Raw genomic sequence first — 19,527 nt, forward strand, 5'->3', positions numbered from 1 at the left:
AGTTGCATTTGCGACTGGTCTTTTTTTACACATTTATGTAAAATATTTTTAGAATAGAAACGATTATCAAATTATTTATCAGCATGTCAAAATAAAAAACTAGGAATCTGAAATTAAAACATATAAAATGTAATTATATGTAAATATAAAATTCTGTTGAATGTTTCAATTTGTGAGAGAAGGAGGGACTGTTATTGTATTCCACGATAACTAGTGAGATCGTCGATCGTGTCATGATTGTTACTCTTAATCGTCCAGAGAGAATGAATGCTTTCAATGAAAAAATGTGTGAGGAGATGATTCGCGCTTTTAATGAAGCGGATGAAAATGATGATGTAAGAGCCGTCATATTAACTGGCGCTGGGGATGCTTTTTGTGCTGGAATGGATTTGGAAAAAGGTGCAGAAACGTTTATGGATCACACTCCTTTGGTTGAATATCGCGATGCAGGAGGAATGTTGTCATTACGGATTTTTGAGATGAAGAAACCTATGATAGCAGCCATTAATGGAGCGGCAGTCGGGATTGGGATAACAATGACTTTGCCCATGGACATTAGAATTGCTTCAACAGATGCAAAGATGGGTTTTGTATTTGCAAGGCGGGGGATAACGATGGAGGCATGCAGCGGCTGGTTCTTGCCTAGGCTTGTCGGAATGGGCAAAGCTTCCGAATGGATTTTTACCGGCAGGATGATTACGGCCAGTGAAGCATATGAGGGAAGGCTGGTAAACAAGATCGTCGAGCCAGAAGAATTGATGTCTGCAGCAATGGAGATTGCGACAGACATTGCGGAAAATACATCTTCCGTCTCTGTGACGCTATCCCGGCAGTTAATGTGGTCCATGCTCGGTGCGAACCATCCTGTTGAATCACACAAAATAGAATCGAAAATGATTCATTGGACCGGAAAACAAGCTGATGCACTAGAAGGAATCGAAGCTTTTCTCGAAAAAAGGAAAGCCGATTTCAAAATGAAAAGCAGCACGGATATGCCTCCGTTTTATCCGTGGGGAACGGATCGAACATATGAAGCGGATAAGAAATGAATGAATGGTAAGGTCGATATCGAGGGCATCGGAAGTGCTTGATAATTTTTACTTTTCGGATAAATTAGGGTTTCTTTTCTTAGTGTGTTATACTAGGTTTACCATTTACTAAACTTGTTTCATGTTCCCTATTCCCTGTGAATAGGGTTTTTTTATGATTGTTTTTTTGATCAAAAAAAACAGACCCTACAAGTAGGGTCCGTTATATATTGTATTTAAAATTATGCTTTTTGAACGTTAGTAGCTTGGGGTCCACGTTGACCTTGCTCAACTTCAAAAGTAACTTCTTGACCTTCGTCTAATGATTTGAATCCTTCGCTTTGGATAGCTGAGAAATGTACGAATACATCGTCTCCGTTTTCGCGTTCGATGAAGCCAAATCCTTTTTCTGCGTTAAACCATTTTACTTTACCTTGTTCCATTGTTGTTGCCTCCTAGTGTGAATCCACACATTGTGTTACTACCCTTGCTCAATCATTAGACGAAAAGTTTTTCACTTATCAATCTTCCCGAACAAAAATAATTCTTTTTAAATATAACAGATAATGTCGGAATCTGCAAGCTAACAAGGAAAGATTATTAATGTATACAGAAAATGAACAATTCTTAATACCCTTTTTTGTAATCAAGTAAATTTGTTGAAGGTGTTTTACCATTTAGATAGTCCTTTAAATTCGGGATGAAAATATCCTGAATTAGCCTTTGGTCGTAAAATTCCGTATTTCCGGATGTGTGCGGCGTGATGATCACGTTGTTCAACTCCCATAAAGGGCTATTTTCAGGAAGTGGCTCCGTTTCAAACACATCAAGACCAGCACCTGCAATATCTTTGTCCTTAAGCGCTTGAATCAATTCGTTTTGAATGACGAGGTTTCCCCTTCCTATATTAATGAAAAATGCGGAGCGCTTCATTAACTTGAATTCCTTTTTACCGAACATATTCCTTGTTTCTGGGGTCAATGGTAATGTCACGACAATATAATCACACCTAGGAAGAAGTTCAATCAATTGTTTTTGTGTGAACATCTCATCTACGAATTCTTCTGATTTACCGGAATGGCGCATCCCTAATACGGTCATGCCAAAAGCCTTGGCAATTTTTGCGGTTTCCTTTCCGATTTTCCCGACACCGATGATTCCGATGGTCTTTTCATGAATTTCCTGCTTCATATGTGCGTGATGCCAGGTCCTTGTCTGCTGTTGCTTAATATATGTATCTACTTTTCTTGTTAAGGCAAGCATTAACGCGAAAATTGTCTCTGAAATGGGATACGCATGAACGCCGTTTGCAGTTGTAATCTGAACATTCTTTTGTTCTAAATTGTCCAGGGGTAAAGCATTCACTCCTGCACTCCATGTCTGGATCCATTTAACATCGCTTGCAGCAATCGATACAGACATTTCCGCTTTCCAGCCTGCGATGACTTCTGCATCGGCAATATGATCTCTCCATTTTTCCGGGGATCTCCCGGTGATAACAGTCCACTCAGGAATCAATTCTTGGATCTTCTGTAATAAGATTTCATTCAAATTTTGGCTTATTATGAGTTTTCTTTTTGGCATAATTATCCTCCTGGATATTTTTTTCTGAATTATACGTAAGTTTCGATAATATTTCAATTGGGAAGTCGATTGCTTACCAATCTTGCTATAATACTAATAATCAATGGAATGGGGTGTAATCATGAACGTGAAAGAGATATATGGACAGCTGCCTGCCCTGGAATCAAAACGATTGATCATGAGGAAAGTCACCATGAATGATGCCGAAGACATGTTCGCTTATGCATCCAACAATGAAGTTTCCCGTTACGTCACATGGGAAGCCCATCGTTCCCTAAGTGATACAAAAGATTTTATCCGATTTATCCTACAAAATTATGAGGATAAGAAAATCGCTCCATGGGGCATAGAACACAAGGAAAGCGGTAAGTTGATTGGTACCATTGATTTTGTTTCATGGCAGGTTGACCATCATAGTGCGGAAATAGGGTATGTGCTTGCACCAGAATATTGGGGGAGTGGCTTGATGACGGAGGCAGCCCAAAAGATAATCGCCTTTGGCTTCGAAAATATGAACCTAGTTCGAATACAGGCAAGATGCTTCGTTGAAAATTCAGGTTCAGAGCGAGTCATGCAAAAGGCTGGTATGTCTTTTGAGGGAATCATCAGAAAAGGAATGTTCGTCAAGGGGAAGCATCAAGACATAAAGCTATATTCCATTATAAAATGATGGCTGCGAAGTCAGCTGATTTAAGGGAAAGTAATAAGAAAAATATACATCGTTTGCGAATCGTGAATTTCTGTTGTTGATAATGATGGATATGGGAAAGCCAGAAACAAACAATATGTGCAAATATTGAATCAAAAACTATACAAAACGTCTAATGTAAAAAGTCGTTTTGAAAAATATAATGAAACTATGAAATCGTGTTGAAATGGAGGGTTTATTTAATGACAGTTATCAATGAAGTAGAAACGTTGAAAAATTATATCGGTGGCAAATGGGTTGATTCCACAACTTCGAAACATGAACAAGTGCCTAACCCGGCAACAGGAGAAGCATTGGCAATCGTACCCCTTTCAACAAAGGAAGATGTAAACCAAGCGGTGGAGGTTGCTAAAAAGGCGTATAAAGAATGGAAAAAGGTCGCCGTTCCAAAAAGAGCTCGCTTCTTATTCCGTTACCAGCAATTACTGATTGAACACTGGGATGAGCTTGCAAAGCTGGTCACTATGGAAAACGGAAAAAGCTATACAGAAGCATATGGTGAGGTTCAGCGCGGGATTGAATGCGTGGAGTTCGCAGCAGGTGCCCCTACCTTGATGATGGGAAGTCAGCTTCCTGATATTTCCCCAGGCATTGAATCTGGCATGTATCGTTATCCAATGGGTGTCGTTGCCGGGATTACGCCGTTTAATTTCCCGATGATGGTGCCATGTTGGATGTTCCCGCTGGCAATAGCTTGTGGAAATACGTTTATCTTAAAACCTTCAGAACGGACACCGCTTTTGGCCAACCGTCTCGTGGAATTATTGACAAAAGCCGGTGTTCCGGATGGTGTTGTCAATATTGTCCATGGTGCCCACGATGTCGTGAATGGGATTTTGGAACATGAAGACATTAAAGGGGTATCATTTGTGGGATCCCAGCCTGTCGCAGAGTATGTATACAAAACGGCAGCTGCCAATAAAAAACGTGTCCAGGCTTTATCGGGTGCGAAAAATCATTCGATCGTCATGCCTGATGCAGATTTGGATAATGCCGTAACGAACATAACGAATGCAGCTTTCGGATCTGCAGGCGAGCGCTGCATGGCTGCGTCAGTGGTTGTTGCGGTGGGAGAAGTGGGAGATACGCTCGTTGAGAAATTAAAGGCTGCAGCGGACAACATCAAGATTGGAAATGGAATGGATAAGGACGTTTTCCTGGGACCTGTAATCCGTGATACTCATAAAAAAAGAACAGAACAATATATTGAAATCGGGGAAAAAGAAGGAGCTGTCCTCCTTCGTGATGGCAGGAATGAAGGCGATCAGGAAAAAGGCTATTACGTTGGACCGACATTATTTGATCATGTAAAAACAAACATGAAAATATGGAGTGATGAAATTTTTGCTCCTGTCTTATCCATAGTACGAGTTAATACTCTTGAAGAAGCAATTGAATTGACCAATCAATCCGAATTTGCCAATGGTGCCTGCCTCTATACGGATAGTGCAAAAGCCATCCGGGAATTTCGCGAAGAAATTGATGCAGGGATGCTTGGCATTAACCTTGGGGTACCCGCGCCAATGGCATTCTTTCCATTTTCCGGATATAAAAGTTCGTTTTATGGGGACCTTCATGCCAATGGGAAAGACGGCGTGGAATTTTACACCAGAAAGAAAATGTTAACGGCAAGATACTGATAGGAAAAAGGGGGTCGGCGCAATTTGTGGTCGGCCTTCCTTTATACATTATTTTAGGAGGAGTGTAGCTTATGCAGGTTGAAAAACAGGGTCAGGATCTTAAAGCGATGGATGGTAAATATGTGTGGCATCATATGAAAGGGGCTGAACCCACCCCTGGTGCAATGGTGATTAAAAACGGGCAAGGAGCATGGATTACGGATGTTGATGGGAATCGCTTCCTGGATGGGATGTCTGGTTTATGGTGTGTCAACGTCGGTTATGGCCGCACGGAACTGGCTGAAGCAGCTTACGAGCAGCTGAAGGAACTTCCATATGCCCCTTTAACGAATAGCCACATCCCGGCTATTAAGCTAGCGGACAAATTAAATGAATGGCTTGGTGGGGATTATGTGATTTTCTTCTCTAACAGCGGTTCGGAAGCCAATGAGGCGGCCTTTAAAATTGCGCGGCAGTATCATCAGCAAAAGGGTGAACATGGACGCTATAAATTCATTTCGCGTTATCGCGGCTATCATGGCAATTCAATGGGAGCCCTGTCAGCTACCGGGCAGGCACAGCGAAAATATAAATACGAACCTCTCGCCCCAGGGTTTCTTCATGTATCACCGCCAGATTCTTACCGAAATCCAGAGGATGAAAGCGGTGAAAAAAGTGCAGCGGAAATTGAAAATACCATTACATGGGAGCTGAGCGAAACGGTGGCTGCGGTCATCATGGAACCAATCATCACCGGGGGCGGAATTTTGATGCCGCCCGATGGCTATATGAAACGTGTCAAAGAAACTTGTGAGAAAAATGGTGTCCTTCTCATTTCGGATGAGGTCATTTGCGGGTTTGGCCGAACTGGTAAGAAATTCGGATTTATGAACTATGATGTAAAACCAGACATCGTAACAATGGCTAAAGGAATCACGAGCGCTTATTTGCCATTATCCGCTACTGCCGTCAAACGTGAAATTTATGAAGCGTATATTGGCTCAGACGTTTATGACCGCTTTCGGCATGTAAATACATTTGGCGGCAATCCTGCTGCCTGTGCCGTCGCTTTGAAGAATATTGAAATATATGAAAATGAAAAACTAATTGAACGGTCCAAGGAGTTAGGGCTACGCTTTCTGCAAGAGTTTGAAGAAATCAAATCTCATCCCAATGTTGGGGATGTACGCGGGAAAGGTTTGTTGGTAGGCATTGAACTAGTGGAAGATAAACTGACAAAACAGCCGATCGAACTTTCCAAAATCAATAAAGTCATTGCTTCATGCAAAGAAAAGGGGCTGATCATAGGGAAAAATGGCGATACAGTAGCAGGTTTCAATAATATCCTGACTCTTGCTCCCCCACTTAGTATAACTGAAGAGGATTTTGCATTCATCATAGCGACGGTAAAGCGAACGTTAGCTGAACTATAAAGTAAAATGAAAAAACTGAATATTCAACGATTTCACGCATGTGCCTGTTGATACACATAACTTGCTTTTTAAATGAGGCTGATACGTCAGTTTTAGCGCCGTTCGGAACTTTGAACGGTGCTTTTGTCTATGATCAAGGAAGAATAAGAGGTAAAGGAATCTAGTAGAAATTAAAGGCGATATTTTGGAATCGTTTTCCTTGCTTAGTTATAGCGGATGTTCGAAAATGGAATGATAAGGAGTAGTGATAGAATATCTATATTATCCGGCAGAAGAGGTGAGGAACATGAATAATGAAGATATAACAAAAAAATTAACATTACATATCCCAGAAATTTTAGGGAGTGGGAATTTTTCAAAGTATGCTGTATTGGTACCGCTAATAGAGAAAGAAGATGGAATTCATGTTCTTTTCGAAGAGCGTTCACACAAACTGAGGAGGCAGCCGGGGGATATATGTTTTCCGGGCGGGAAAATAGACAAGCTGGATCATGATGAACAGGCTGCTGCCCTAAGGGAAACATATGAGGAACTTAATTTGCGTAAAGAAGATATCGAAAACGTCTTTCCGATCGATTATTTGGTATCTCCATTCGGGATGATTGTCTATCCTTATGCAGGATTTGTTCGGAACCATAAACGGATAATACCTAATCCAGCTGAGGTAGAAACCATTTTTACGGTCCCGCTTTCCTTTTTCATGGAAAAACCCCCAGAAATTTATCATGTCGAATATAAAGTGGAACCGCATGCAAACTTCCCCCATGATTTAGTCGTTGGCGGGGAGAATTATAAATGGCAGCCAAAACAGATGGAAGAGTATTTTTACTTATATAATGGTCGGGTAATCTGGGGAATGACAGCGAAAATCCTTACCCATTTTATTGAAATTCTTCGTTAGACCCTTCTAAAGCACCTTTTTTTTTCGGTCTATTTCTATTAAGCTTTAATTATGGTAAAAGTTAGGTTTTTAATAGAAGCGGGGGGATGAGTGGATGAAGTATAGTTTTGAAGTACTTGAAAAAGAACGGGAAATGGCAATGGCTGCACTAGTCAACTTTAATGAAAACCGCGAATACTATGATGAAACCAAAGATCAGGAACTTAAGCTGTCATACTACAAAGATGGTTCCTTGGACCGGGAAGGATTGAAGGACCTACTTGTGGCAACCCATAAAAACCAGCTGAACTACTCACCGCATCGTCATGTTTACCCATGGGTGGACATACAGGAAAATGGCCAGCTGAAAAGTCTGTATTCTGGTAAAGGGATGGATCCTGCACAAGTGATAGAGGAAGATATCCGTATACTGGAAGTGTTGTCAAGAGGTATTGAATCAACAAATTCGGAGAATATTCTCGTTAATTGTGAACATGTAGTGCCTCAATCATGGTTCGATAAAAAAGAACCGATGAGGGGGGATTTGCATCATCTGTTCGCCTGTGAACCAACGTGTAATAGCAGCCGGAGTAACTATCCATACCATGATTTTGAGGATTATATCCCTGAAAGATCGGCTGCCGGTATAAAAGCGGGATGCGGGAAATCAGACGAAAGTAAATTCGAGCCCGAATACGGAAAAGGGATCGTGGCGAGGGCAACTTTGTATTTTTTACTCAGATATGAGGGAATCATCGATAGCGGCAAAGTCGACTTGGCACTGCTTTTGGAATGGCATCGGCTTTTTCCCGTCAGAACTTATGAAAAACATAGAAACCTCGCTATACATGAAATGCAGGGTAATCGTAACCCATATATAGATTTTCCTGAAATGGCAGAGAATTGGAATTAAAGTAGGGCATAAAAAAGAGGATTGAAGCTGCAGTGAAAGCTTCAATCCTCTTTTATTATGGATTATAAGAATTTTACGCAAACAGGGAAGGGAACTTGAACATCCTTTTGCAATAATGTTAATTTTCCGTCATGTTCATTCCGGGCATATAGCGTTAAGTTTCCTGATTGTTCATTTGAAGCGATCAGAAATTTTCCGCTAGGGTCCAATGAAAAATCACGCGGCCAATGTCCTTCGGTGGAAACCAGCTGCACGAATGCCAGTTTGCCTGTTTCTTGATTGATTTCGTAAACGGCAATACTATCATGTCCGCGGTTTGCGGCATATATGAATCGCCCGTCATCAGAAATATGAATGGCGCTTCCTTGGTTATTTTCCTTGAAATCTTCCGGGACGGTCCGTACCGTTTGCAATTCAGAAAAACTACCGGTTTGACTATCGAAGCTCAAAACAATCACTTCTGGTACAAGTTCTGCCATGACATACGCAAATTTACCGTTTGGGTGGAAGGTCAGATGCCGTGGTCCGCTGCCGGGAGTAACAGATAAGCTGTTTACTTCTTCCAAAACCCCATTATGTATTTTATAGGTTATTACTTTATCTATTCCGAGGTCGACAACAGCAATGAACCTTTCATCCGGGGTGAAACCAGCGAAGTGAGTGTGTGCTTTTTCCTGACGTTCTTCATTCGGTCCATGCCCTTCATGTTGAACAGTTGATAATACAGGCAAAGGTGTCGCATCGTCATGAAGCGGATATGATTCAATCACGCCTTCTCCATAACTGGAAGTGACCAAAACCTGTTTCTTGCTGTCGACACTTATATGGCAAGAAGAGCCATTTGGTGTAAGTTGTTTGCCTAAGAAGGTAAGCTCACCTGAATCTTCATTAATCGAATAGGCTGAAACTCCACCGCTGCCCGCTTCTTTTAAAATGGCGTAGAGATTCTTTTTGTCCTGGCTGATTGCGACATAAGTCGGATCGGTCAATTCTGCTGCAAGAACCGGTGTGCTGAGCTTTCCTTCTGCTGTATCTAAAGTAAATCGGTAAATACCTTCGCTGTTTCCTTTTGTGTAAGTGCCTATGTATCCAATGATGTTCTGTTGATCATGTTTTGCCATATTTATCTCCTCCAACAAAGAATTGTGTTTATTTTTATTTTAACATAGATGATGCGCATATATCCTTTTCCCGTTTTATGTTGAGTCGGAACCTTTTTCTTTTAAAATTTTTTGGGGTGATAAGAAAAAAACCCGCCTAGCGGGTTAATTTAAATCGACTGGCCTTGAAGCTTCGATGGGTATATGCCTAAACTCAGAAACGGAAAATAAACCCTGATCCGTCAGTTTGATTTCAGGGATGACTGGTAGCGCCATGAAGGCAAGTGTAAGAAAAGGGTTGAAATGCCTGTTAGCACCGAGTTTCAATAAGGCTTCATCGATGTGCTTCAATGAATCGACCACATCCATATAATTGCATTCACTCATCAATCCAGCTATTGGAAGGGGAAGGGAAGCTAGTATTTCCCCATTTTGGATTACAGTCAATCCACCCTGCATTTTTTTGATTTCCTTAGCTGCCAGAAGCATATCCTGGTCATTCGTTCCGGCTATGATCAAATTATGTGAATCATGGGCTACTGTCGTGGCAATGGCTCCTGATTTCAACCCGAGCCCTTTGACGATTCCCAGGCCCACTTGTTTGGTCATATGATGCCGTTCAATAACAGCAAGTTTTAGATGATCAACATGTTCGGAGAACTGAAATAGACCATCATGATTAAGTGTGACCGGTTCAATCGAATGCTTTGTAATCAAGCTGTTTGGAGTTATCTCAATAATATTAGCGAACTCATTTTTAAAAGGTATCGCGAAATCATCTCCGGTTATTTCATGAAATTGAACAGAGTGCTTCAACCCGTCGGTAATAACCTGTTTCTCATCAGCTGGATAGTTAAGCAATCGATTACTTTGTACCATAAGCTTTCCATCTTTGAAGACCGAATGGAGGATGACTGAATCAAGATCATCCAGTAGTAGGAAGTCTGCCTTGTATCCAGGTGCAATTGCACCATGTTCCTTTAATCCAAAGCATTCTGCTGCATTAATGGTCGCCATTTGAATGGCGGTAATTGGCGGGACACCTGTTTCTATGGAAAGTCGAACGTTGTGATCGATACTTCCTTCAGAAACTATATCATCTAGGTGCCGGTCATCGGTGACGAATAAACAACGGCGGGAGTTCTTCTCATTAATAACTGGAATCAGGTTAATTAAGTCTTTGGCGACGGTGCCTTCCCTGATCATAAGATACATTCCTTTACGCAGTCTTTCTTTTGCCTCTTCCGCTGTAGTGCATTCATGATCTGTTTTAATACCTGCACTTAGATAAACATCGAGCTGTTGTTCGGATAATCCAGCTGCATGACCATCGATGCTTTTGCCCAGTCTGTTTGCATCGTAAATTTTTTGCAGCATATCCTCATCTGTATGTGAAACGGCAGGGAAATTCATTACTTCGGCTAAACCAAGCACTCTCGGGTTTTGATAAAAGGAAATTAAATCTTCACTTCTTAAGACAGCACCAGAATGTTCAAACTCCGTAGCAGGTACACAAGAGGGCATCATGAAGTAAAAATCAAAAGGAAGTTGATCGGATTGTTCAATCATATATTCCATGCCCTTTTTGCCAGAAACATTGGCAATTTCATGAGGATCTGCAACGATGCAGGTCACACCATGTAAAAGGAGGATTTTTGCAAGTTCATATGGCCTGACCATCGATGATTCTATATGAACATGGCCATCTATGAAGGAAGGGCATACGAATTTTCCTGAAGCATCGATTTCCGAAGTACCCTCATAACGCCCAATTCCAGCAAAATAACCATCGGCGATCGCAATGTCGCCAGTATAGATATCACCATTGAATACATCTATGATTTGCCCGTTCTTAATGACGCAATCTGCAGGTGTTCTTCCTGTTGCAACGTCAATTCTCCTTTTAAGCAAGTTTTTTTTCATATTCATAACCCCTTTGGCCATATATAACCGGTTAATATTTCACTTTTTCCGTATTGGTTTCCCATGTTCGGAATGGTAAATCGTGGTCATTAAAAGACAATTGTCTCATTTTAATTGTGCGGTTTTCCATTGGCAGGGCAAGTTCTTGGTAGATAAAGTGATCATCAAAGCCAATAACTGCAGCGTCTTCTTTAGTGCATGCGTAATAAATGGCTTTTGGACGTGCCCAATAAATAGCACCGATGCACATGGGGCATGGTTCGCAGCTAGTGTAAATTTCACAATCTGTAAGCTGGAAGCTGTCGAGATTCCTGCATGCATCACGAATCGCCTGTACTTCGGCGTGCGCTGTAGGATCGTTGGCCGTTGTCACATTATTACATCCTCTGCCTACGACTTTGCCATCTTTTACGATAATAGCACCAAAAGGACCTCCGTTCTTAGCCAGTACATTTTCATTTGCAAGCCGAACGGCCATTTCCATGAATTTTACATCCACTAAAAAACACCCCTTCATCTATTACTAACCAAAAAGTGTTAATGTTACGTTTTTTAACGTAAATATAATAAACAATATACCATATGTCTGGGGAAACAGAATACAATTTAATTTTCTGAATATAAAGAAAAATCAATTTGTGGCGTGCGATCGAAAGGATTTAAAAGAATTTTTACAAATAATTATAAAACTGATATTGTTAGAAGAAAATCATTAGAATTATGAAGGTGATATGCATGGGTTTTTTGGGAGTTCTATTACCGATATTCGGTATATTTGTTTTAGGTTTCATTGGTCAGAAAAAGTTTAATCTTGATACAAAATCAATTTCCACGATGGCATTATATTTAATGTCACCTTTTCTCGTGTTCCGGACTTTTTATTCCGCTGAATTTACGATTAATTATTTTTACCTGTTCTTATTCACGATAGTACTTTGCCTTTCTCTCATACTGGTAGTCTATATTATATCTTTTTTTCGCAATTATACAGTCACTGAAACAAGCGGCATGATATTGGCATCGGCATTCATGAATAACGGGAATTACGGTACACCCGTCATTTTCCTGTTATTCGGAGCCGCAGGACTCGATTATGCAATCATCCTTATGGTGGGACAGCAGTTAGTGATGTGCACGATCGGCATTTATTTCGCAGCAAAGGGCAGTCCTGAAGGAAACGGAGTTCAAACAGCAATTAAAGCGGTATGTCGAATGCCAATTGTTTATGGAGCTATTGCTGGAACAGTATTTCAGTTCGTGAACATACCTTTAAGCAATTCGGTTATGGAAGCTATTAATCTTGTTGCAAACGCAGCGATCCCAACAATTATGATTACACTGGGAATGCAGCTGGCCAACATTTCCCTGAAAAAAATTGCCTATCGAAAGCTATCAGTTTCGCTACTTCTTAAACTTGCCGTTTCACCAGCAATTGCCTTCCTGTTATCACTTGCCTTGCCAGTGGGTGAAATGGTCAGGCATATCATGATCATCGTAGCTGCCATGCCAACGGCGGCCAACACTACAATGTATGCGCTCCAATTCAATACGGAGCCTGAATTCGTTTCAAGTGCTACATTCATCAGTACATCATTAAGCCTGATTACGCTTCCCATCATCTTTTTCTTTGTATTATAGAAGATTATGATTCTAATTATGTGGGCAAACTTATCATAAACACGAATCGGACGTTTCCTATCCAATAAACGAGATCCGGCCTAATGATCGGCATTGCCCTTGATGACCAAATCTTGGGCTAGGTCCCCATCGCGGTACATGAACTTATGGCCTTTATTTAGGTATTGATGAAAAAATGATTTCAACAATTTCATTTTAATATTAAAGAGTAGCTTATTAAACTGGCGTTAAGTATTTTAATGCCAGTATTTGATTGGAGGGGTTTTGTGTTCCAGACTAAAATTAAATTGAATAATCCTGGAAAGATTGATGCCATACTAAAGGAAATCGTCCTGAAAACCTTTGAAGAAGCACTGGAAGAAAAACTCTTGCTATGCATGGAATGCGGAGATGTCGATTTTTATATCGCGTATTCAAATAATGAGGAACTTCAAGATGCGATTAATGAAAACTTTGAAATTGATGAATGTGGTGAAATCATGAAAATAGATGAACATCAGGAACTTATGGATGATTTATACGATTATTTCTTGATCATACATAAGGAATGTGATTTGTTTGATTTTTTTCCAGCAGGTCCATATACCCACAATGGGGGAATTCATGAATCAGATACGGATATGCTGGCGCCAAGGGGTTTGTATTCAGCACCATTTGAAGATGCGATAAAGGAATAATACGAAAAGACAGCAAATGCTGTCTTTTTGTATTATTAAAAGCATATTCAGCTTTCGGGAAATAAATGATTTTTTATAAAAAGAGGGAATTTTTTTGGGGAAATAAGTTAAAAATTAACATTTATATGGAATATAGCAATAATATCATGAAATATGATAACGTTTTTAACAATTTAAAGTTTATATGGTAATTTTAAGAAATATTATATATAATAAAAAATGTGAATATTGAATATATTATATAAATTACTAGTTTAAAATAACAATAAAAATGGTCGCTTCCCTAACATTATCGAAATATTGGGAAATAATATTGGAAGAAAGGATTATACATAAGATATGATTCGAGTTAAGAGAATGTTATAGTACGCTTTAATAATTCTGATTATTATAAATTTTCAGTTTCGAAGATTGAATATGGGCGGGGTGCTAATTATGATAGTTTTTGACCGGGTGAATAAGTATTATGGCGATTTCCATGTATTGAAAGAAATTAATCTAACAATCAAGAAAGGGGAAGTGGTAGTGGTCATCGGACCTTCCGGATCAGGAAAAAGTACACTGCTCCGATGCATTAATCGTCTAGAGACCATTTCGCAAGGATCCCTTTCAATAAATGGTTTAAATGTAGCGGATAAAAAGACGGACATAAACAAACTCCGTCGGAATATCGGTATGGTTTTCCAGCATTTTCACTTGTATCCCCATAAAACCGTGCTCGAGAATATCATGCTTGCTCCCAGGAAGGTCTTGGGACAATCCGAAGAGGAAGCAAAAAAGATTGCACTGAAGTATTTGGACAAAGTGGGGATTGGAGATAAAGCAAATTCATTTCCTTCCCAGCTTTCAGGTGGACAGCAGCAACGGGTAGCGATTGCCAGAGGTTTGGCAATGGGACCGGAAATCATGCTTTTTGATGAACCTACCTCAGCCTTGGATCCGGAAATGATTGGCGAGGTACTGGATGTTATGAAAGCACTTGCCCATGAAGGAATGACGATGGTGGTTGTTACGCACGAAATGGGATTTGCCCGTGAAGTGGCGGATCGAATCGTATTCATGGACGAAGGCAGGGTTTTAGAAGAGGCAACTCCGGCTGAGTTTTACGCCAATCCTCGTGAAGAGAGGGCTCGTTTATTCCTTAGCCGTATATTAAATCATTAAATAAAAAACAGGGGTGAATTACATGTTGAAGAAAAAGAAATGGTTAAAATTATCTTTGCTATCATTACTGGCCGTCATTTTATTAGCTGGTTGCGGCGGGGGGAATGATACCGACAAAGCTGAAAAGGGTGGAGGTAAAGGCAAAGAAGAAGATGTTCTAGCACAAGTGAAGGAAAAGGATAAGATCGTTTTTGGAGTGAAAAATGATACAAGGCTATTCGGTTTGAAGAATCCTAGTACTGGAGAGGTAGAAGGCTTTGATATTGATATTGCCAAAGCTCTTGCAGCAGAAATCCTTGGTGATGAGAATAAAGTTGAATTTAAAGAAGTGACTTCTAAAACTAGGATGGCCTTATTGAATAATGGTGATATCGACGCAATTGTAGCAACTATGACAATCACTGAAGATCGTAAAAAAGAAGTTGACTTCACTGATGTTTACTTCGACGCGGGACAATCTTTGTTAGTCAAAAAGGGCAGCGATATCAAGGGTATTGATAGTTTGAAAGGGAAAAAGGTATTGGCTGTCAAGGGCTCTACTTCTTCCATAAATATCCGTGAAAAAGCTCCTGAAGCACAAGTGCTGGAATTTGAAAACTATTCCGAAGCGTTCGCTGCACTTAAATCCGGACAAGGGGATGCATTGACAACGGATGATTCCATCCTTTATGGAATGGCAGATGAAGATCCAAGCTATGAGCTTGTTGGCGGTACATTTACCGAAGAACCATATGGAATTGCCGTAAAAAAAGGGAATACTGAATTTGTGGAAGAGCTGAATAAAGCCCTTAAGTCACTTAAAGATTCAGGCAAGTACGACGAAATCCATGATAAATGGATTAAACACTAAACATTTTAGCAAATGTATATGGGCAGCTGACCTTGAATAACATTTGAACATTTGTCTGTAAGGATGAGCGTTTTGCTCATCCTTACTAGTTAAAGGAGTTGTATGCCGTGCTTGATTTCTCCATTTTAACAGAGAATCTGGATATGTTTTTATTAGGCTTTAAAAATACGATCATGTCGAGTTTGGTCGCGTTGGTATCGAGTTTGATTCTTGGTGTGCTAATTGCCATCATGCGGATTGCGCCAATAAAGCCACTAAACTGGCTGGGTACCGCCTATGTCGAGTTCATTCGGAACATACCGTTATTGATCATTACCTTTTTCTTCTTTCTTGGTCTTAAACTAAACGGGTTATATGCAGGGACATTAGCCTTGACCATTTACACTTCATCTTTCATAGCTGAGGCAATTCGGGCAGGCATACTCTCCGTGCCTAAGGGTCAAATGGAAGCTGCCCGTTCATCAGGCCTGACATATGGTCAGGCCATGAGGCTCGTCATACTGCCGCAGGCTGTTAAAATCGTCATTCCTCCTTTAGGGAACCAATTTATCAATTTAGTAAAGAATTCTTCCATTTTGGCCGTCGTTGCAGGACTCGATCTTATGTACCACGGAGATTTGATTTCTTCAAGGACATTTGTCGTGTTTGATGTGTACATTTTCGTTGCAGCGTTTTACTTAATTCTTACCATTCCTTTAAGCTTTGGCGTTGGTTATTTGGAAAAACGTCTGGCTAAGAGTAATTGAGGGAGGTATAAGATATGGATTTTGCAGGTGCCTATACACCAGATAATCTTAAGTTTTTATTAGAAGGATTTTGGGTAACGCTCCAGGTAGCTTTTATATCCATTATTCTAAGTTTCATTATTGGCGGGCTTGTAGGTATAATCCGATATGCAAAAGTGCCGGTGTTATCACAAATACTAGCTTTGATTGTAGAAACGGTACGTAATTTACCTCTGTTATTAATCATATTTTTTACGTATTTTGCTTTGCCGGAGATACGGATTAAACTGGAAATCATTCCAGCAGCAATAGTTGCCTTGACGATTTTTGAGTCAGCCATGCTTTCTGAAGTCATTCGAAGTGGACTGAAATCCATTGATAAAGGGCAAATGGAAGCTGCCCGTTCATCAGGTTTGAGCTATACACAGGCATTGATACATATTATTCTGCCCCAAGCGCTGCGCCGCATGGTTCCTCCCATTGTCAGCCAATTCATTTCTTTATTAAAGGATACCTCTTTAGCGGTTGTCATCTCTTTGCCGGAGCTGACACATCATGGTCAAATCATATATGGACAAAGTCAAAAGTATTTAATACCGATTTTGATCCTGGTAGCTCTCATGTATTTCATAGTTAACTATAGCCTTTCTTTGGTAGCCCAGAGACTTGAATTGAAACGCACCTAAAAAAACGGCTCAGAAATGAGTCGTTTTCTATTTGTCTAGGAGATTCGGAAGTGTCTCACCCTCAGCCTTGTTTTAAAACTTGTTTATACTCCATGATCCATACAGTCGGCGAAAAGGGAGCGGACTTCTGGAATCAACTGGAATGTCATTTTAAGTAGAAACCGTAGGCTGAACTCAATCGAACCGAGTTTAAGACTAGGTTATCCTTCATGATTTTATAACTGTAATCCTTAATGGATGGAAGAAATTTGCGACACTCCAGCCGAATAACTGGCTAGCCGAGACCCCACAGGCGCTTGTGCCGAGGAGACCTGGCAGACAGTCGGCGGAAAGGGAGCGGATTTCTTAATCAAATGGAATAATAGTGATGAATGAGTACACAAAAAATGAATCTTTTGCTTTTAATAACCGTATATATAAAGGAAGAAAGAAGGTGGAAAATATGTCGGAAATTAAAAGAAGCAATAGCAAAGCGATTGTATCATTGATCATGGGGATATTATCCCTGTTTATTCCAATCATCGGCATCATATTAGGTATTTTAGGGTTAATATTTGCATCGAAGAGTAAACAAGAAATGAACCTTACTGGTGAATCTGGAAATGGTTTAGTGACAGCTGGAAAAGTGTGCAGCATTATTGGAATAATCTTGAATGTTCTCATGATTTTGATTTTCATGGTGTTTTTTTATTTCGTAGTCAATACGGACATATCATCCTATTGAATGTAAGTATTAACTTGACAAACAAAGAAAAATAATTTAAACCTATATAAAATGGAAATTCATGTTATAATTATTATAATTATCTAAATATTGTATGAAGGGATGATATTTTGAGCATTCAAATCTTTGAGTACCCAGCCGTATTCTATTATGAAAAGCACCCGTTGATTATCGACTCTTTTTCCGTTCAAGTTTGTTTCCCGGATTTTAGGCGAGAAGGAATTATTTCTTCCGTTAGCGGTAGGAATCGGTTAGATGCCTTAGCTTGTGCTCAAGAACTGTTGGAATCCATGGTCGAACATTTTATACACGATAAAAAAACAATCCCGGATGCAAGCGAAATGGAAAAGGTGAATCTGGATCGGGGAATTAATATATGCGAGGCTGCACCCTTCAGAATTGAAATAGAAAATATCACTTATGAAAAATAAAAAAACCTTGCCGGTTAAAGGACAAGGTTTTTATTTTGGATTACTTGAATTTGTAACCTGGAATGTCAGACCAGTACATACTATATTATTTTATTATTTTTTTAGTAAGCTGAAGTCGATGGGGATAATATTGGCACTCATAAAATTTAAAAAACCATCATTACCTGTAAAAGGAATGATGGTTTTTAGTTTCGCTGAAAAATTCCCCATTTAATTATTTTTTATTTTTGGGGAAAGGATATTGCGTTCTTTATAACGAATATGTATAGTATAGGTAACATAGGTAAAAAGTATCAATAGTTATATATTTTGGAGGTGTATGTGTGAAATATTATATAGCATCAGACGAAAAAAATTTGAAGCAAGTAAAATCATTGATCAAGAAATTGACTTCAAAAGGATTTACTTGTGTGAATGACATGAATTTAATTACGAATGATGAGAAAAACCAAATAACGGACGACATTGGAGAATATGAAAAAAAGGGGATAGAGGAAGCCGATTTCATGCTGATCTTCCTAACGGCAGGAAAAGGTAATCTATATGAGCTTGGCTATGCTTTATCTTTAAATAAGAAAATAATCGTGTATTCTCCTGAGAAAGAAAATTATCATATTAATAAAAAATCAATATTTCATAATCTGCCCGAGGTAACAATCTGCAGCGGGACCTTTTATAAGCTGGTTAAATTGATACATACGCTTTCTCCGGAAGGATCTGAAAAAGATTCACTGCCTCTTAAATAAATGTCAAATTTTAAGTAGACCCTCTAATAAAATTTCTTTTGAACGAATTGTTTAAAGTATTAAAAATGAGGGTAAAGACCATTAAAAAAGGGAGAGGACTGTTTTGGCCATTATTGATATCGACCAATTATTGTTAGCCACTGAAGCGATAGCAGAAGAGTCAGTTCCATTCCATCTTGATACATTTGACATCGATCAACTTCTAGATAATACGGATAATTGGAATTGGTAAAGAAAAGCATGCCCATAGAGGATATGCTTTTTTTAGGCTGTTTTCACATACTTTGTTGCTATTTACCAGGTAGTGAGTTGTGGTTGATTTCCCCTCCAGATGCTCGCTTTCCGCGGGGCGGGCGGTGAGCATCCTCGGCGTAAACGCCTGTGGGGTCTCACCTGCCCCGCTGCTCCCGCAGGAGTCTCGCACTTCCGCTCCAATCACCTTAAATAGTTTCGTTTTAAAAACAACATTTTTTACGAAAAGAGCCTTATTTAAAGAGAAAATAGCCTGATTACCTGTATGAAAATAATACAAGAAACCAGGCAGGTGGAGATATTTTAACGATTGGATAAAGTTAAAACCTGCGTCCTTTTACGAATCCTAAAATCACAAACATTGAAATGGTGCCGATAACAAAAATTGCTTTAATCGAATTCACTAGAATTTCATCGTACATTTGTATTACCTCCTTGTATGTAA

22 protein-coding genes are annotated in these 19,527 nt (G+C 39.7%); 17 read left to right on the forward strand and 5 right to left on the reverse strand.

Annotated features, from left to right (window positions below):
- The first annotated feature begins 194 nt into the window (after positions 1 to 194).
- Positions 195 to 1,049 (forward strand): crotonase/enoyl-CoA hydratase family protein, encoded by an 855-nt coding sequence (locus ACFX4H_RS05210; RefSeq protein ID WP_197281826.1) that lies wholly within the window; start codon positions 195 to 197, stop codon positions 1,047 to 1,049.
- Between the two features lie 221 nt (positions 1,050 to 1,270).
- On the opposite strand, the gene ACFX4H_RS05215 is transcribed toward ACFX4H_RS05210, so the two are convergent.
- On the reverse strand, positions 1,271 to 1,471 hold the full coding sequence (locus ACFX4H_RS05215; RefSeq protein ID WP_029714163.1) for a cold-shock protein: 201 nt from the start codon (positions 1,469 to 1,471) through the stop codon (positions 1,271 to 1,273).
- Between the two features lie 184 nt (positions 1,472 to 1,655).
- Positions 1,656 to 2,612, reverse strand: a complete 957-nt coding sequence (locus ACFX4H_RS05220) for a D-2-hydroxyacid dehydrogenase (protein ID WP_241636292.1) — start codon at positions 2,610 to 2,612, stop codon at positions 1,656 to 1,658.
- Positions 2,613 to 2,733: 121 nt separating this feature from the next.
- On the opposite strand from ACFX4H_RS05220, the gene ACFX4H_RS05225 reads away from it, so the two are divergent.
- The 5 genes from ACFX4H_RS05225 (at position 2,734) to ACFX4H_RS05245 (ending at position 8,166) form a co-directional block, all read left to right on the forward strand.
- Positions 2,734 to 3,282, forward strand: coding sequence for a GNAT family N-acetyltransferase (locus ACFX4H_RS05225; protein WP_063591020.1), 549 nt, complete (start codon positions 2,734 to 2,736; stop codon positions 3,280 to 3,282).
- Between the two features lie 221 nt (positions 3,283 to 3,503).
- Positions 3,504 to 4,961, forward strand: coding sequence for a CoA-acylating methylmalonate-semialdehyde dehydrogenase (locus ACFX4H_RS05230; protein WP_245405446.1), 1,458 nt, complete (start codon positions 3,504 to 3,506; stop codon positions 4,959 to 4,961).
- A 71-nt stretch (positions 4,962 to 5,032) separates the two neighbouring features.
- Positions 5,033 to 6,373, forward strand: a complete 1,341-nt coding sequence (locus ACFX4H_RS05235; RefSeq protein ID WP_377434337.1) for an aspartate aminotransferase family protein — start codon at positions 5,033 to 5,035, stop codon at positions 6,371 to 6,373.
- A gap of 286 nt (positions 6,374 to 6,659) precedes the next feature.
- Complete coding sequence (locus tag ACFX4H_RS05240; RefSeq protein ID WP_063591023.1) at positions 6,660 to 7,274, forward strand: NUDIX hydrolase; 615 nt, start codon at positions 6,660 to 6,662, stop codon at positions 7,272 to 7,274.
- A gap of 94 nt (positions 7,275 to 7,368) precedes the next feature.
- On the forward strand, positions 7,369 to 8,166 hold the full coding sequence (locus tag ACFX4H_RS05245) for an endonuclease I family protein (RefSeq protein ID WP_377434339.1): 798 nt from the start codon (positions 7,369 to 7,371) through the stop codon (positions 8,164 to 8,166).
- Positions 8,167 to 8,228: 62 nt separating this feature from the next.
- On the opposite strand, the gene ACFX4H_RS05250 is transcribed toward ACFX4H_RS05245, so the two are convergent.
- The 3 genes from ACFX4H_RS05250 to ACFX4H_RS05260 all read right to left on the reverse strand — a co-directional run bounded on the left by ACFX4H_RS05250 (position 8,229) and on the right by ACFX4H_RS05260 (position 11,706).
- Positions 8,229 to 9,287, reverse strand: coding sequence for a lactonase family protein (locus ACFX4H_RS05250; RefSeq protein ID WP_328138373.1), 1,059 nt, complete (start codon positions 9,285 to 9,287; stop codon positions 8,229 to 8,231).
- 144 nt (positions 9,288 to 9,431) lie between these two features.
- On the reverse strand, positions 9,432 to 11,195 hold the full coding sequence (gene ade / locus ACFX4H_RS05255) for an adenine deaminase (RefSeq protein ID WP_377434341.1): 1,764 nt from the start codon (positions 11,193 to 11,195) through the stop codon (positions 9,432 to 9,434).
- Positions 11,196 to 11,220: 25 nt separating this feature from the next.
- Positions 11,221 to 11,706 (reverse strand): nucleoside deaminase, encoded by a 486-nt coding sequence (locus tag ACFX4H_RS05260; protein WP_034307018.1) that lies wholly within the window; start codon positions 11,704 to 11,706, stop codon positions 11,221 to 11,223.
- A 218-nt stretch (positions 11,707 to 11,924) separates the two neighbouring features.
- On the opposite strand from ACFX4H_RS05260, the gene ACFX4H_RS05265 reads away from it, so the two are divergent.
- The 11 genes from ACFX4H_RS05265 to ACFX4H_RS05315 all read left to right on the forward strand — a co-directional run bounded on the left by ACFX4H_RS05265 (position 11,925) and on the right by ACFX4H_RS05315 (position 19,062).
- Positions 11,925 to 12,827: an AEC family transporter gene (locus ACFX4H_RS05265; RefSeq protein ID WP_034307016.1), complete on the forward strand. Its 903-nt coding sequence runs from the start codon at positions 11,925 to 11,927 to the stop codon at positions 12,825 to 12,827.
- A gap of 266 nt (positions 12,828 to 13,093) precedes the next feature.
- Positions 13,094 to 13,504, forward strand: coding sequence for a hypothetical protein (locus tag ACFX4H_RS05270; RefSeq protein ID WP_241636279.1), 411 nt, complete (start codon positions 13,094 to 13,096; stop codon positions 13,502 to 13,504).
- 435 nt (positions 13,505 to 13,939) lie between these two features.
- On the forward strand, positions 13,940 to 14,668 hold the full coding sequence (locus ACFX4H_RS05275; protein WP_034307008.1) for an amino acid ABC transporter ATP-binding protein: 729 nt from the start codon (positions 13,940 to 13,942) through the stop codon (positions 14,666 to 14,668).
- Positions 14,669 to 14,690: 22 nt separating this feature from the next.
- Positions 14,691 to 15,518, forward strand: coding sequence for a transporter substrate-binding domain-containing protein (locus ACFX4H_RS05280; RefSeq protein ID WP_063591029.1), 828 nt, complete (start codon positions 14,691 to 14,693; stop codon positions 15,516 to 15,518).
- Positions 15,519 to 15,625: 107 nt separating this feature from the next.
- Positions 15,626 to 16,264 carry an amino acid ABC transporter permease gene (locus tag ACFX4H_RS05285; RefSeq protein ID WP_241636277.1) on the forward strand — a complete coding sequence of 213 codons (639 nt, stop codon included), beginning with the start codon at positions 15,626 to 15,628 and terminating at the stop codon, positions 16,262 to 16,264.
- Positions 16,265 to 16,278: 14 nt separating this feature from the next.
- Complete coding sequence (locus tag ACFX4H_RS05290; RefSeq protein WP_034307000.1) at positions 16,279 to 16,929, forward strand: amino acid ABC transporter permease; 651 nt, start codon at positions 16,279 to 16,281, stop codon at positions 16,927 to 16,929.
- Positions 16,930 to 17,371: 442 nt separating this feature from the next.
- Positions 17,372 to 17,653, forward strand: coding sequence for a DUF4190 domain-containing protein (locus tag ACFX4H_RS05295; protein WP_377434345.1), 282 nt, complete (start codon positions 17,372 to 17,374; stop codon positions 17,651 to 17,653).
- A 110-nt stretch (positions 17,654 to 17,763) separates the two neighbouring features.
- Complete coding sequence (locus tag ACFX4H_RS05300; protein WP_034306998.1) at positions 17,764 to 18,084, forward strand: type II toxin-antitoxin system HicB family antitoxin; 321 nt, start codon at positions 17,764 to 17,766, stop codon at positions 18,082 to 18,084.
- Positions 18,074 to 18,298 carry a hypothetical protein gene (locus ACFX4H_RS05305; RefSeq protein WP_377434347.1) on the forward strand — a complete coding sequence of 75 codons (225 nt, stop codon included), beginning with the start codon at positions 18,074 to 18,076 and terminating at the stop codon, positions 18,296 to 18,298. The genes ACFX4H_RS05300 and ACFX4H_RS05305 overlap by 11 nt, the downstream gene beginning before the upstream one ends.
- A gap of 88 nt (positions 18,299 to 18,386) precedes the next feature.
- Positions 18,387 to 18,830 (forward strand): nucleoside 2-deoxyribosyltransferase, encoded by a 444-nt coding sequence (locus ACFX4H_RS05310; protein ID WP_223256012.1) that lies wholly within the window; start codon positions 18,387 to 18,389, stop codon positions 18,828 to 18,830.
- A gap of 103 nt (positions 18,831 to 18,933) precedes the next feature.
- Positions 18,934 to 19,062, forward strand: a complete 129-nt coding sequence (locus ACFX4H_RS05315; protein WP_255256757.1) for a hypothetical protein — start codon at positions 18,934 to 18,936, stop codon at positions 19,060 to 19,062.
- Positions 19,063 to 19,527: the final 465 nt, after the last annotated feature.

Origin of the sequence: Peribacillus sp. YIM B13477 (genome assembly GCF_042787955.1) — a bacterium.
GTDB lineage: Bacteria > Bacillota > Bacilli > Bacillales > DSM-1321 > Peribacillus > Peribacillus frigoritolerans.

What these genes read in the sequence shown, in the direction of transcription:
- ACFX4H_RS05215 (WP_029714163.1), bottom strand. Translation starts at nt 1,471, where the DNA reads ATGGAACAAGGTAAAGTAAAATGGTTTAACGCAGAAAAAGGATTTGGC.
- ACFX4H_RS05220 (WP_241636292.1), bottom strand. Translation starts at nt 2,612, where the DNA reads ATGCCAAAAAGAAAACTCATAATAAGCCAAAATTTGAATGAAATCTTA.
- ACFX4H_RS05225 (WP_063591020.1), top strand. Translation starts at nt 2,734, where the DNA reads ATGAACGTGAAAGAGATATATGGACAGCTGCCTGCCCTGGAATCAAAA.
- ACFX4H_RS05230 (WP_245405446.1), top strand. Translation starts at nt 3,504, where the DNA reads ATGACAGTTATCAATGAAGTAGAAACGTTGAAAAATTATATCGGTGGC.
- ACFX4H_RS05235 (WP_377434337.1), top strand. Translation starts at nt 5,033, where the DNA reads ATGCAGGTTGAAAAACAGGGTCAGGATCTTAAAGCGATGGATGGTAAA.
- ACFX4H_RS05240 (WP_063591023.1), top strand. Translation starts at nt 6,660, where the DNA reads ATGAATAATGAAGATATAACAAAAAAATTAACATTACATATCCCAGAA.
- ACFX4H_RS05245 (WP_377434339.1), top strand. Translation starts at nt 7,369, where the DNA reads ATGAAGTATAGTTTTGAAGTACTTGAAAAAGAACGGGAAATGGCAATG.
- ACFX4H_RS05250 (WP_328138373.1), bottom strand. Translation starts at nt 9,287, where the DNA reads ATGGCAAAACATGATCAACAGAACATCATTGGATACATAGGCACTTAC.
- ade (WP_377434341.1), bottom strand. Translation starts at nt 11,195, where the DNA reads ATGAATATGAAAAAAAACTTGCTTAAAAGGAGAATTGACGTTGCAACA.
- ACFX4H_RS05260 (WP_034307018.1), bottom strand. Translation starts at nt 11,706, where the DNA reads ATGAAGGGGTGTTTTTTAGTGGATGTAAAATTCATGGAAATGGCCGTT.
- ACFX4H_RS05265 (WP_034307016.1), top strand. Translation starts at nt 11,925, where the DNA reads ATGGGTTTTTTGGGAGTTCTATTACCGATATTCGGTATATTTGTTTTA.
- ACFX4H_RS05275 (WP_034307008.1), top strand. Translation starts at nt 13,940, where the DNA reads ATGATAGTTTTTGACCGGGTGAATAAGTATTATGGCGATTTCCATGTA.
- ACFX4H_RS05280 (WP_063591029.1), top strand. Translation starts at nt 14,691, where the DNA reads ATGTTGAAGAAAAAGAAATGGTTAAAATTATCTTTGCTATCATTACTG.
- ACFX4H_RS05290 (WP_034307000.1), top strand. Translation starts at nt 16,279, where the DNA reads ATGGATTTTGCAGGTGCCTATACACCAGATAATCTTAAGTTTTTATTA.
- ACFX4H_RS05295 (WP_377434345.1), top strand. Translation starts at nt 17,372, where the DNA reads ATGTCGGAAATTAAAAGAAGCAATAGCAAAGCGATTGTATCATTGATC.
- ACFX4H_RS05305 (WP_377434347.1), top strand. Translation starts at nt 18,074, where the DNA reads ATGAAAAATAAAAAAACCTTGCCGGTTAAAGGACAAGGTTTTTATTTT.